The organism is Mucilaginibacter sp. 3215 (genome assembly GCF_050433785.1).
In the GTDB taxonomy this organism is placed as follows: Bacteria; Bacteroidota; Bacteroidia; order Sphingobacteriales; family Sphingobacteriaceae; genus Mucilaginibacter.
This window is the reverse complement of sequence record NZ_JBNPWO010000021.1, coordinates 1-13,043: the sequence shown is the minus strand read 5'-3', so window position 1 is coordinate 13,043 and position 13,043 is coordinate 1. Positions and strand designations below refer to the sequence as shown.

Here is a 13,043-nt window from a genome sequence, read left to right as displayed (position 1 = left end):
ATTAATGAGCCAAATTTTGATCATCTATACCGGAGGGACAATAGGTATGATGAGTGATCCGGTTACAAAGGTGCTCAAGCCTATCAACTTTGAGCAAATAATGGATAACGTGCCCGAGCTTGAAAAGCTTAACTGCCGTATTAAAGTACACTCGTTTGATGAGATCATTGATTCATCAAACATGAACCCTGAAATCTGGAGCGAGCTGGCCGGTTTGATCCAGTCAAACTATCATGATAATGATGGTTTTGTAATTTTGCACGGCTCGGATACAATGGCCTATACCGCATCGGCATTAAGTTTTATGTTAGAAAACTTAGGCAAGCCCATTATTTTCACAGGCTCGCAATTGCCGATAAGCGCCATCCGTACTGATGCAAAGGAAAACCTGATGACAGCTATTGAAATAGCTAAAGCTAAAAAGAATGACCGCGCCCGCGTGCCCGAGGTTTGTATCTATTTTGATTATAAACTGTTCCGTGGTAACAGGGCTTTTAAATATAATTCATCAAAGTTTGAGGCTTTCCGCTCGCCAAACTATCCTATATTGGCCGAATCGGGCGTTCATTTACGCTTTAGCGCGAATGATATCAGACAGCCAGAAGACGAAAGCTCGCTGATTGTACACAATAACCTGGTGAATGATGTTGGCGTATTGAAGTTATACCCGGGCATAAGCCCTAAAGTGGTTGAGAACATTTTAAGCGCCGATGTGCGGGGCATAGTAATGGAAACCTTTGGGGCCGGTAATACCACAACCGACAGTTGGTTTATCGATTTGCTTAAAGACGCTATTGACAGCGGTAAGGTGATCCTTGATATTTCGCAATGTAAGGTAGGTACGGTTGAACTCGGCCGTTACGAAACTAGCAAACACCTTAAAGATGTCGGCGTAGCCAACGGCTATGACATGACCTTTGAATCGGCTGTTACCAAAATGATGTACCTGCTGGGCCAAAGCGATGATCCCTTGCAGGTAAAAGAATGGCTGGAAACGGATTTGAGAGGCGAGATTACGGTATCGTAAATTCATCGATTACTGTTGTACTGAATATGAAAATTTGACAGATTTTAACGCGAGGCCTTTGAAGACTTACGAAGTTTTTGAAACTTCGTAAGTCTGGATTGGTTAATAAGGATGTTCATGTAAGATTTAAAATATCCTTCTATTAATAAGCTTCATAAAACTATCTTTAAATTTTTCGCTTACAGGGATGTGTTTATCCGCAATATAAATATGGTTGTCCTGAATTTTTACCAGTTGTTTGGTATTTACAATATAAGAGTTGTGTACCCGCACAAAGGGGGCCGAAAGCTGCTCTTCAATATCCTTGAGCCTGCGGTAAATTAATAGCTGTTCCTGGCTGGTAACAAGCCGTACATATTCCTTTTCGCCTTCAAAGTATAAGATCTCGTCCAGTAGGATCCTGCGTAATACCTTGCCCGATTTTATAAAGAAATAGCCCTCATTATTAACCGGGGTTTGTTGCATCACAGGTTCGGACTTGCCAAAATACCCTTCGATTTTTTGCATGGCTGCCAGGAAACGTTTCAATGTAATGGGTTTCAGCAGATAATCAATAGTTTGATAGGTATAGCTTTCGGCAGCATACTCCGAATAAGCAGTGGTGAACACAATTTTGGTTTGCGGTGGAAGAAGGCCTGCCAGCTCCATGCCCGTTAATTGCGGCATGTTGATATCCAGGAAAATAAAATCAACCTTATTGGTTTTTAAAAAGGCCAGTGCCTCAAGCGCATTATAACATTTGGCTTTAAGCTGCCACTGCGTACTTTGCTGCACCAGCATCTCCAGCAGGTTAACCGCGTTAGGTTCGTCATCAATTATGATACAGGTTAAATTCATGCTATCGGGATCTTTAACAACGCGGCAAAGGTGTTGTTACTTTTATCAATTTTCAGGTCAAAATTTGATCCGTACAGCATGGTTAGCCTTTTGGTTAAGTTGACAATGCCAAAACCGGCAGCTCGCTTGCTTGCTACTTCGGTATGGATAGCATTGTTGGTTTTAAAAAAAAGGTAATCACCCTGCTGAACCAAAGATATGCCAATAAGGTTTTGTTCGCTCGATTTGTCGATGCCGTGCTTGAAAATATTCTCTACAAAGGTCATGAGCAGCATAGGCGGAATGCGCAAATCCGAATTGAAATTCTTTTCAAAAAAAACAACCACCTCATGCCTGATCCTGATTTTTTCTAACGCGATGTAGTTTTCAATGAACTGTACTTCGGTACCGATGGCTACATCATCCTTGGGACTTTCATCAACAAAATAGCGCATAATGTCCGAAAGCCGCTCAATTAATGCCGCGGTACGGGGGGCCTCACGGTAAGCTTCGTAATAGATGTTATTGAGTGTATTGAACAAAAAGTGCGGCTGAACTTGTGATTTAAGCAGGTTTAGTTCGGCCTGGCTTTTTTGAATCATAATCTCTTCCGTTTGCTGCTTTAGCTTAAAATAAGCTATTGCTATGCGAAAGATCAGGCTCATAATGAAAATGAGCACTCCGCCCGAAACATAATTAATGATGGCTTTTTGACTGATATGCTCTGGTGTTTTTGCAAAAAAGGTATTATAAATAAGTAGGGTTGAATAACCCCGGAGCACACCCGTTGCCACTAAAAAAATGATGACAAGTAATACATACCAAACATATTTTTCCTTTTGGTAAAACACAGGGTACAGGAACAGGATGTTACCGTATATAATGGCCGCGTAAAACGTGGTGTTAACAATGGTATAAACAGCCGATTGGCCTGCTCCATCCATCGGCAGATAAGAAAAAAATAGCAACAGCGACACCGCTAACCATATCAAAAGCTGGAGTTGTGTAATGGATGGACGGGTTTTAAGTAGTTGCATTTTTAAAATTACTAAGCTTTTTGTTTGTGGATGCCGGTTTTAAATAGTTGCCGGCATTTATTCAATAAATGGCACTAAATGTTCAATAAGTTGGTCTACAGGTATATTATTGAATAAATACAGTAGCAGGCTAAAAAGAACGCGGCAGTGGTTTAAGCGGTTTCGTCGGATGGTTGATAAAAGGCAGTTTTGAATTATTAACAAAAATGTATCCTTATCAAACCATCAAATTATCATGAAAACCGAACAATTAGCCGAAAAATTAGTAGCTGTAACCCTTAGCTTGTTGCTGTTGCTATCGCACACGCCTAAAGTATTTGCTCAAACTGATACCATCCGAGTAAAAGACAAACGCCTGCTTACATCGGCGCTTAAACCCGGGTTAAAGCAATACCTTGTGTATTTTCAAAATACAAAGGACAACCGAAGCTTGAAATTTTGGCTTTGGCTGCGCGATATAAACCTCGAAACCCGTAACGGTGAAAAGGTATTTACCATAACCCAGCACTGGTATGGCAGCGATAGCTTATCATACCGTTCAATTTATTCCGTTAATAAAGTACCTGATTTCGCGCCGATTTATCATTCAGAAACCATCGGCAAAAAAACAAAAGCCTTTAACTGGGCGGCCGATAAAGTGATAAGTGCCGACACCGTTGCCAATAATGAGGCTAAGAACTTTAAGCTTGATTTTACCTTCGCCAACTTTAATTGGAATTTAGACATTGAAACCTTTGAGATGTTACCGCTTGCCGAAGGCAAAAGTTTTGCTATCCCCTTTTATGAGGCCGGGATCCCTGCACCGCTTTATGTTTTATACAAAGTAACAGGCAGCGAGTTAATTACTACATTGGATGGTAACAAAGTTGATTGCTGGAAGCTACATAACGAAAGCGATTACAATGGCCGCCATTTTACCGAAACCTACTGGATCAGTAAAAAGAATCATGAGTTTTTAAAAGAGGAGGATTCTTTTGGAGGGGGGTATCGCTATAAAATAAAAATGATGGGTGCCGCGACTAACCTGCTGCCGAGGTTTGCGAAGTAAAATACATTAAAAGAATATACCAATCCTCTGAAAAACAGCCGGGGCTATGATACTAAAATCATAGCCCCCGGCCTTTGGTATAAGCAGTTAATAGTTTACTGATTCAACCCAAATGCTTCCCAGCCCGATGCGGTAGCCCGGTTACAGGTCATGGCCTGCGTTCCGTTTTCGCTTGAAATGAATTTGCCGTTGTTGCCGCGTAACGTTATTTTTCCGTCGGTGGTAACTATCCAGTCAAATTTTTCCCAATCGCTTGGCGTGGTGCGGTTACAGGTGATGGCTTGTGTGCCGTTTTCTGATGATACATATTTACCCATACTGCGCAGGTAGATTTTGCCGTTGCCTGCGTCAAGAACAGTGAAATGTTCCCAGTCGCCGGCAGTGGTGCGGGTGCAGGTCATAGCCTGCGTACCGTTTTCGCCGCTTACATATTTGCCGTTGAAGCCTTTAAGCGAAATTACTGTACCTATTGGAGGAGTTGGCGGGGGATTGGTAGTACCGCCGGTAATAATAGTGTTCATGGCCGAAAGCAGGGAGTTGGCACCCGAAGCGTCGCCGCCCAAATCCCAGATCATCATGCCCCCTGCCTGGTTAAGTGCCAGGGTAGTTTTGCTTTTAATAGTTGGGATACCATTATAGCCAAAAGTTTGAAAGGTATCCGAGTTAGGGCTACCGCCTATCGCTAAAACATCAACATAGTTCATGGTCGAATAATCGTACCGGTTATCCCTTGCATAAAATGGAACCCCCAGGATAGTTTTGGCTGCAGGCAAACCACGGTTTGCCCAATAGCTTAAACAATCAACAGCCGATTGGTAGGTAGAGTGCTGGAAGTTGTTGTCGTCATAATCCATGATGTTGATCCAATCAAGGATAGAGAACATATTGCTGGTAACGTAAGTAGCCCCAACCGAGATGGAGGCGATGGTACATAACCTGCCGCTGTTATGCATGGCAGTTGATAGTTCCTGCAGTAATAAATAAAAGTTACTGGTTTCGGTACCTGCCGAGGGGAACTCCCAGTCGATATCCACGCCATCAACGTTATACTGGTTACAAAAGTTGACCATATTATTAACAAAAGTGGTACGGTAACCGGCGTTGGCTACAATAGGATGGAAGGCATCGCCGCCGCCACCACCGCCTACAGATATCATTACTTTAACATTATGGCTGTGTGCGTTTGATACCAGGCTGGTGAATTTTGAAAGGTTATCAAGCGGGTTCAGCCCTCCGGTATTGGTAGGGGTAAGAAAGGCGTAGTTAACGTGGGTCAGTTTGCTGTATTGAACAGCATTTACATCGCCCTGCCAGCTGGGCAGGTAGCCTATTACTTTAAATGAGGCAATAGGTACGGCATTGTTAACAGTAACCGGCTTGCTGCTATTATCGGTGTTTGAATCGCTGCCGGTTTTAAACTGGTTCATGTTATCCTTTTTACAGGATGATAGCACTGCGAGCGCAGCCAGGATCAGGCCAAGGAGGTAAGAGTTAAGTTTCGATCTCATAAGTTAATTTGTTAAATGGTTTTAGATGTATTATTTGGTTTATAAATAAGCCGGGCAATAAAACACAAACCTGTTAACCAAATTCATGATACTTATGAATATCATATACTAATACCAGGAAAGGCGCGTTAATAGGTATAATAGACGTTTTTGTATTGGTAAAATTATATAAACATCTTATTATAAATACCTTATAATAACCTCAATACGATTCGATCACAAGCGTGGTAGTGCTTTTGTAGTGTGATGATATACGGAGAAAACTTGCCTTCCCGACAAAAAAATATTTTGATGATACGCTTAACTCACAGTTTATATATTATTATAGACAGGAAAAAGCGCTGATGGGGGAAGTCGCTTACCCGATTAAAACCAGATGAGCGGGTGCCTGATGGGTAAATTTCGGATAACTTCTTCAACCTGAGGATTATGATCCAGTTTTTGCCAGGTTGTTAACCACACTTTTTCATGGTAGGCATTAGCGCCAAACAGCAGGAAAGGCTGCGCAATTGGCCAGTTGTCCCAGTACATTACATCGGGTTTTAAAGTCCATTTACTTTTATCTGCCACGAAAGGATATAGATAACTTATTCCTTTTTTGATGGATTTGCCATCCGGTGTTTCAAAGTTCCATAAATTATCCTGCGGGCTTGAAAGGATCTGGCACAGCATGGTCATGGCATCGAGGTTAAAAATAGAGTAGCCATAGGGTTTGGTACGAGCCATCTCTAAGGGGAAGCTGCCGTCGGTACCCATTTGGCGGGGGAGCAATATCGTTTTGTATCGCACGCGAATCGAATCGAGTACTACTTCATTTTTGCAAAGTTTGGCAAAGGAGGCTACCTGCATAGCCCAGCAGGTGGCGTGGTTGTTTTTAACATCCCTTTCCTGGATGCCGGGTTTACTGGTCATGAGCCAGTTGGTATAATCGGTAAACCATTTTTTAACAGCGGCTGTAGTTTCGGCATCCATGGCCTTTTCCATCACGATAATGCCTTGCGCAACTTCCATGAGATGAATGGTGTCGATAATGCCATAATTACGGCCGGTGAACTGTCCCTTAACTGCCTGGGCGAACCAAAGACTTGGGTTCATCAACGTTTCGGAACCAATAAACCAGGCTTTAAGGTGGATTACAGCCTGTTTAACATATTTTACATCTCCGGTTATTTTATAGGCCGATGCCAGGGCGCCGATGATCTTACTAAAGCGGATCATGGCTTTGCGGTGTTCTACAAAGTTATCCGGGTTGGTCATGCCATCGCGGTTGATGTAAGGCCCGTCGGGATTTTTGGGATCAGGCCAGAAATAATCGGCTTCCGAAAAAAAGTCGTGTTTACCGCCCGCACTCCTGGGTGAAGATGACGCTGTAACTGTAACCGGCTGCTGTTGCATGGCCCAGGCGGCCTCGGTCATTATTTGCTTTTTGAGAGTTTGTTCTGCAGCTTTTTCTACCGGAGATTTATCTGGTTTTGATTGTAGGGGCGTAAAAGAAAATTGCGTTAAGGTTGTAACAGCAATTAAAATTGCAGCAAATAATTTTTTCATGGCGATGGTTTATAATGGTGCCGACAAGATAAGCATAGTGGATAATTGTTTTTGGTGTGTAGGGGATTGGTGGAGGCGTTTTTTCACGACAACGTTGAAGTAAAAAACGCTTAGCGCATTTATTCTTCATTAGGATTTGCAGGTTCTCCAGGCAAATGGCATAACTATTGATTAAATAATCTACATCAGTATGTAAAAAGCGTTATCCAGCCATAAAATTATGGTTAGGCACTATAAACATTATGCCAACGTTTTTTATGTTTACGCAAATCATTAGATATGAAAACTCTAAAAACACCTTTATTAGCTCTTGCAATAGCTGTTTTAGCTATCACTACCCAAGCCTGCAAAACCAAAAAAGCGGTTGTGCAAACACCGCCACCGGCCCAGCCAACACAACAAGCTGCAACCCCTCCGCCCGCACCAAAACCGGCGCCAACCCCTCCGCCGGCACCTGCTCCTGCACCGGAGAAACCAGATTATAATTTCAGCAATATCCAGTTTGAGTTTAACTCAGCAGTGTTAAAAACTGCTTCGTACCAAACTTTAGATCATATTGTTAAAGAACTGAAAAAAGACCCGTCGGCGAAATTCGTTTTAAATGGCAATGCTTCTGCCGAAGGTACTGCCGAGCATAACATGTCGTTATCTGTAGATAGAGCAAACTCTGTAAAATTGTACCTGGTAAACAGCGGTGTTAATGGCGATAACCTTACTGTAAAAGGCTGGGGCGAAAGCAAACCGATAGCTGATAACACTACCGAAGATGGCCGTGTACTTAACCGTCGTGTTGAGGTTAAGCTGGCACAGTAAATAAAAATTTTCAATGGAAACCACAGGCAGCTCATTGGGCTGCCTTTTTTGTTAGATAAAATTATTCGGTACCGTTAACCAACTGAAAAATAGTGAATAAATGATGGGCCTCATGTAATACAAAAAACTCGGCCCATTTTAAGATGGTTAGCCTGCCATATTTAGGATGTACGCCAATGCACGATAATTCGCTGTCGCTAAGCCCCGACAACAGATCGATAATTGTTGTCCTGTCCGTATTTATCGTGTCCAGCAGTTCTCTTAAACCCATTGATTTGAAAGGTATAAACTCAGGATCGAGATCTCCGGTGTAACGATCAAAAACAGGCGTATCTTTATTCAATATCAGGTGTATACGGTCTGTAAATATTTTCTGGTACCGGGCCAGGTGGGCTATGTTATCTAAAGCGCTCCATTTGCCGGGTACCGGTGGCGTAATTAATTTATCGTTGCTTATATAGGCAACCAATTGTTCTATGGTAAGATGCTGGGTTTTTAGTCTTTCGGAGAGTGATGTATATAAGCTCATATGCCTTACGGTTAATTTAAAAATTCATCACAAAAATGATACGATTTTACCAATGATTGAGCCGTTTTGTGTAAAATGATTGCTTTAATTTGGAATGTGTAAAACTGTCCGTAGTGCTATATGTTCAGGCATAAAAGCCTCGGTCATTTTTTAACCTTCCTGCTTTATTAAGACGTAAATTTAACCGAACTGGCGCAGGTATTTTGATCACCTATGAATAAATATAAACTATATGCCGGTTTAGTTGGTGCCGGTGCAATAGCGCTTGTTTCAGTTGCGTGGCAAACTAAAGTCGTGAAGCAACCTGAGCAGGCAAGGAGACGCCCGAATATTATCGTGATCCTGGCCGATGATATGGGTTTTTCTGATCTGGGCTGTTATGGCGGTGAGGTGAATACCCCCAACATCAATTACCTTGCTCAAAATGGTATCCGCTACAGGCAATTCTATAACACATCGCGTTGCTGCCCAACAAGAGCATCTTTACTTACCGGTTTATACAATCAGCAGGCGGGCATAGGCAAAATGACCGACGCCGAAGACGAACCCGGCTATCTCGGTCATATTACAGAAAATGCAGTAACCCTTGCCGAAGTTTTGAAATCCGCAGGTTACCATACCGCCATGTCGGGAAAGTGGCATGTGTCCAACACCAACGGACAGCCTAACGCGCAGGACCAGATGGCCTGGTTAAATCATCATAAAGATTTTGGCGATTTTTCGCCCATTAGCCAGTACCCAACCAGCCGCGGGTTCGAGAAATTTTTTGGAACCATTTGGGGCGTGGTCGATTTTTACGATCCTTTTAGTTTGGTTAGCGGTACTAAGCCCATTAAAACAGTCCCCAAAAACTACTATCATACAGATGCCATTAACGATACAGCGGTAGCTTATATCAAAGGCTACGCTAAATCGTTAAAGCCGTTCTTTTTGTACGTTGCCGAAAATGCACCGCACTGGCCGCTGATGGCAAAGCCAGAGGATATTGCCAAATATAAAGACACCTACAAAGCGGGCTGGCAGGCAATCCGCGAAGCGAGATACAAAAAGATGGTGCAGCTTGGCCTTATCGACCCTGCAAAAACAAAGCTGTCAGATCGCTGGAAAGGTGATCTGCAATGGGAAAACAATCCTGATAAAGAATGGGACGCCATGGCTATGGCTGTTCATGCCGCTATGATCGACAGGATGGACCAGGGTATTGGCCGCATTGTTAAAACGCTGAAAGAAACGGGTCAGCTGGATAACACGCTTATCGTTTTCCTGTCGGACAATGGGGCAAGTGCCGAAAACTGCGCTGCTTATGGCCCGGGTTTTGACCGCCCTAACGAAACCCGCGACGGACGGAAAATTGTTTATGCCACAAAGAAAGAAGCTTTGCCGGGCCCGGAGACTACTTATTCGTCAATCGGGCCGCATTGGGCAAACGTAGCCAACACGCCGTATGAATATTGGAAAGCCGAATCATATGAAGGTGGTATCCATACACCGATGATCGCCTTTTGGCCAAAGGGAATTACTGCTAATAGAGGTGGCTTTAATGACCATGTGGGCCATGTGATGGATTTCATGAGCACTTTTGTTGAGCTGGCCGGGGCCAAATATCCTAAAACATATAAGGGGTACAACATTCCACCGACTACAGGTATCAGCCTGGTGCCAAGCTTTAAAGGAAAATATGCTCCGGGTCATGAGGATTTGTTTAACGAGCACTTCGGCGCGAGGTATGCGCGTTCAGGAAACTGGAAGCTGGTATCGCTGAGTAATGATACTACCTGGCATTTGTACGATCTGTCGCGGGATAAAACCGAAACTGCCGATCTGAAATCGAAATACCCGGAAAAAGTGCACCAACTGGATAGCCTTTGGCATATCTGGGCAAATACGCACCAGGTTTTTCCAAAGCCTGGAAATAAGAGTAAATAATAAAAAAACCAACAATAAATTAAAACCAAAAGTAAAACGTAGTTTATGAACCGCATTTTTAAAAAAACGTACTTGCTTGTTTCCGGACTGGCAGCATCGTTTGTTGCACAAACAGCGCTGGCACAAGATAAGATGCCGTCTTATCCGCTGATCACGCACAACACTTATTTCAGCATCTGGTCAAACACCGATAAGTTAAATGAATCAACCACCAAACACTGGACCGGGAAAGACCAATCGTTACTGGGCCTCATTAAGGTTGATGGCAATTACTACCGTTTTATGGGCGCATCGGCCGTTAATTATAAAACCATTTTAGCAGCCACCGACGAAAAATCGTACAACAGCCAATACCTGGCCGAAACTGCCCCGGCAGAAGGTTGGGAAAAACCGGGCTTTAATGATCAGGCCTGGAAAAGCAGCGCTGCGCCATTTGGCGATGAACGTGCAAGTAAAGGCACCGACTGGAGAGGGAAAGACATTTGGGTTCGTCGGAAATTCAATATTGCCGAATTACCGAAAGGCCGTTTAATGCTGAAAATTTATCATGATGATGAAGCCGAAGTATACCTGAACGGCCAGCGGATTGCTGCCGAAGGTGGTGCTAACGGCGATTTTGAAACAGTTGCATTACCGGCCAGTGCAAAATCGAATCTGAAAGTAGGCGAAAACGTTTTGGCTATTCATTGCAAAAACACCGGCGGAGGCTCGTTTATTGATGCCGGTCTTGCTGAAGAAGTGTTGAGTAAGGATGACGAAGCCGTTAAACTGGCTGAACAAACCAGCGTTAAAGTTACTGCTACCCAAACCGTATATAACTTTAAAGCAGGTGAGGTAAACCTGAAGCTTACTTTCACTTCGCCATTGGTTATGGGTGATTTGAAATTGCTTACCACCCCGGTATCATACATCACTTACCAATTGAAATCAACCGATGGGAAGGCTCATGATGTTCAGATCTATCAGGGGGTATCAAGCAATCTGGCTGTGAATACACCATCACAGGAAGTTACGGCATCAAAATACAGTCAAAACGGCCTTAAGCTGTTAAAAGCAGGCACTGTGGAACAACCCGTATTACAGAAAAAAGGTGATAACCTGCGTATTGACTGGGGCTATGTTTATGTAGCTTCATCAACTGCCGGTGCTAAGCAATACATCACTCCCGAAGGTGATGCTGTTTCATCATTCCTGGGCGCCCAAAAAGGTGAAAATACGGCTACTGGTAAACAATTCATGTTAAGCACAGTATTACCATTTGGTAAAGTGACTGCTGCGCCGGTATCTAAATTTATTTCGGTTGGGTATGATGATATTTATGCTATTCAATACTTTAAAACGAATTTAAGGCCATGGTGGAGAAATAGTCCAGGCGCTACTATTGAAGGCGTACTGAGCGATGCTACTAAAACCTACGCTAAAGTGATTGGCACTTGTGTAAAAACAGATGCTAAGATCTGGGCCGACGCGGTTAAAGCCGGCGGTGAAAAATATGCCAAGTTATGTGTAATGGCTTATCGTCAAAGTATTGCCGCACACCAATTGGTTAAAAGCCCGGAGGGTGAATTGCTGTTCCTATCTAAAGAGAACTTTAGCAATGGCTCAATCAACACGGTTGACATTACTTACCCTTCGGCTCCAATGTACCTGCTATACAATCCTGATTTGTTGAAGGGCATGATGAACGGCATCTTCTATTTCAGCGAAAGCGGTAAATGGAATAAACCTTACTCATCGCACGATTTAGGTACTTATCCATTGGCTAACGGCCAAACTTATGGCGAGGACATGCCGGTTGAAGAAAGTGGTAATATGATCATCCTTAACGCTGCTTTAGCAAAAGTTGAAGGCAATGCCAACTATGCTAAAAAACACTGGAAAACATTAACTATCTGGACTGAATACCTTGCTAAATCAGGTTTTGATCCAGGTAGCCAATTGTGTACTGATGACTTTGCCGGTCACCTGGCACACAATGCCAACTTATCAGTAAAAGCTATTGTAGCCATTGACGCCTACGGCGAATTAGCCGGTATGTTAGGTGATGCCGCAACAGCTAAAAAGTACAAAGCTATGGCTAAAGACATGGCTAAAAAATGGGAAGACAAAGCCAACGCGGGCGATCACTACGGCCTGGTGTTTGACAGCAAAGATACCTGGAGCCAGAAATACAACATGGTTTGGGATAAAGTGTTGGGCTTGAAATTATTCCCTCAAAAAGTGTACGATACCGAGCTTAAATACTATTTAGCACACCAAAAAGAGTTTGGTTTGCCGCTTGATAGCCGTAAAACCTACACAAAAAGCGACTGGATCCTTTGGACAGCAGCAATGGCCGATAACCGAGTTGATTTCAACGCTTTAGTTGCCCCGGTTTACAAATTTGCTACCGAAACTTCATCGCGCGTACCACTAAGCGACTGGCATGAAACTACCAATGGTAAAATGGTAGGCTTCCAGGCTCGGAGTGTAATTGGTGGTTATTATATGAAAACTTTAAGAGATAAATTGGCGGGTAATAAGCCTTGATGATGAGTGGTGCGGTGAAAACACCGACCACAGGCTAAAATATCAATTGAAAAAGGGGAGCCCGCTACGCAAGCTCCCCTTTTTTGTTAAAGTCTGGTCAAAGTTACGACCACTAAACTTCAGCTAGTAAGCGAAGGTCTTACCTTGTACTGATACAGCTTGTGGTCGGTGTTGTCACCATATCCGTTAACCTAAGGGATTGAATATGTCGTAAACAATCTCAAAGGCTGCTTTTTTCCGTTTCTTAGGTTCAATGAGCATG

Annotated in this window: 10 protein-coding genes; 5 read left to right on the top strand and 5 right to left on the bottom strand. The window is 43.2% G+C overall.

All coding sequences use genetic code 11. The features are described 5' to 3' along the window. Nucleotides 1-4: 4 nt before the first annotated feature. Nucleotides 5-1,027: an asparaginase gene (locus ABIC84_RS23865; RefSeq protein ID WP_429265187.1), complete on the top strand. Its 1,023-nt coding sequence runs from the start codon at nt 5-7 to the stop codon at nt 1,025-1,027. 126 nt (nt 1,028-1,153) lie between these two features. Here the strand turns inward: ABIC84_RS23865 and ABIC84_RS23860 are convergent, their stop codons facing one another. After that, complete coding sequence (locus ABIC84_RS23860; protein ID WP_429265186.1) at nt 1,154-1,864, bottom strand: LytR/AlgR family response regulator transcription factor; 711 nt, start codon at nt 1,862-1,864, stop codon at nt 1,154-1,156. Next, nucleotides 1,861-2,880 (bottom strand): sensor histidine kinase, encoded by a 1,020-nt coding sequence (locus ABIC84_RS23855; protein ID WP_429265185.1) that lies wholly within the window; start codon nt 2,878-2,880, stop codon nt 1,861-1,863. Before ABIC84_RS23855 ends, ABIC84_RS23860 begins: the two co-directional genes overlap by 4 nt. Nucleotides 2,881-3,115: 235 nt before the next feature. On the opposite strand from ABIC84_RS23855, the gene ABIC84_RS23850 reads away from it, so the two are divergent. Next, nucleotides 3,116-3,928 carry a hypothetical protein gene (locus tag ABIC84_RS23850; RefSeq protein ID WP_429265184.1) on the top strand — a complete coding sequence of 271 codons (813 nt, stop codon included), beginning with the start codon at nt 3,116-3,118 and terminating at the stop codon, nt 3,926-3,928. Between the two features lie 95 nt (nt 3,929-4,023). Here the strand turns inward: ABIC84_RS23850 and ABIC84_RS23845 are convergent, their stop codons facing one another. Together ABIC84_RS23845 and ABIC84_RS23840 are read right to left on the bottom strand one after the other, a co-directional pair. Next, complete coding sequence (locus ABIC84_RS23845) at nt 4,024-5,436, bottom strand: glycosyl hydrolase family 18 protein (protein ID WP_429265183.1); 1,413 nt, start codon at nt 5,434-5,436, stop codon at nt 4,024-4,026. Nucleotides 5,437-5,802: 366 nt separating this feature from the next. Continuing rightward, the gene (locus tag ABIC84_RS23840; RefSeq protein ID WP_429265182.1) at nt 5,803-6,984 is read right to left on the bottom strand and encodes an alginate lyase family protein; all 1,182 of its coding nucleotides are present in this window, start codon (nt 6,982-6,984) and stop codon (nt 5,803-5,805) included. Nucleotides 6,985-7,263: 279 nt separating this feature from the next. Between ABIC84_RS23840 and ABIC84_RS23835 the strand changes: the two genes are divergently transcribed. Beyond that, nucleotides 7,264-7,797, top strand: a complete 534-nt coding sequence (locus tag ABIC84_RS23835; protein ID WP_090530934.1) for an OmpA family protein — start codon at nt 7,264-7,266, stop codon at nt 7,795-7,797. A gap of 61 nt (nt 7,798-7,858) precedes the next feature. Here ABIC84_RS23835 and ABIC84_RS23830 read toward each other — a convergent pair whose 3' ends face one another. Beyond that, nucleotides 7,859-8,326, bottom strand: a complete 468-nt coding sequence (locus tag ABIC84_RS23830; protein ID WP_429265181.1) for a DinB family protein — start codon at nt 8,324-8,326, stop codon at nt 7,859-7,861. A gap of 213 nt (nt 8,327-8,539) precedes the next feature. Between ABIC84_RS23830 and ABIC84_RS23825 the strand changes: the two genes are divergently transcribed. Together ABIC84_RS23825 and ABIC84_RS23820 are read left to right on the top strand one after the other, a co-directional pair. Beyond that, a complete protein-coding gene (locus ABIC84_RS23825; RefSeq protein WP_188834254.1) occupies nt 8,540-10,252 on the top strand; it encodes an arylsulfatase in 1,713 nt (570 codons plus the stop codon). Nucleotides 10,253-10,297: 45 nt separating this feature from the next. Beyond that, entirely contained in the window at nt 10,298-12,781 is a 2,484-nt protein-coding gene (locus tag ABIC84_RS23820) for a glutaminase domain-containing protein (RefSeq protein ID WP_429265180.1), read from the top strand. Nucleotides 12,782-13,043: the final 262 nt, after the last annotated feature.

Coding starts and splice junctions, on each gene's coding strand:
- ABIC84_RS23865 (WP_429265187.1), top strand. CDS start 5: ATGAGCCAAATTTTGATCATCTATACCGGAGGGACAATAGGTATGATG.
- ABIC84_RS23860 (WP_429265186.1), bottom strand. CDS start 1,864: ATGAATTTAACCTGTATCATAATTGATGACGAACCTAACGCGGTTAAC.
- ABIC84_RS23855 (WP_429265185.1), bottom strand. CDS start 2,880: ATGCAACTACTTAAAACCCGTCCATCCATTACACAACTCCAGCTTTTG.
- ABIC84_RS23850 (WP_429265184.1), top strand. CDS start 3,116: ATGAAAACCGAACAATTAGCCGAAAAATTAGTAGCTGTAACCCTTAGC.
- ABIC84_RS23845 (WP_429265183.1), bottom strand. CDS start 5,436: ATGAGATCGAAACTTAACTCTTACCTCCTTGGCCTGATCCTGGCTGCG.
- ABIC84_RS23840 (WP_429265182.1), bottom strand. CDS start 6,984: ATGAAAAAATTATTTGCTGCAATTTTAATTGCTGTTACAACCTTAACG.
- ABIC84_RS23835 (WP_090530934.1), top strand. CDS start 7,264: ATGAAAACTCTAAAAACACCTTTATTAGCTCTTGCAATAGCTGTTTTA.
- ABIC84_RS23830 (WP_429265181.1), bottom strand. CDS start 8,326: ATGAGCTTATATACATCACTCTCCGAAAGACTAAAAACCCAGCATCTT.
- ABIC84_RS23825 (WP_188834254.1), top strand. CDS start 8,540: ATGAATAAATATAAACTATATGCCGGTTTAGTTGGTGCCGGTGCAATA.
- ABIC84_RS23820 (WP_429265180.1), top strand. CDS start 10,298: ATGAACCGCATTTTTAAAAAAACGTACTTGCTTGTTTCCGGACTGGCA.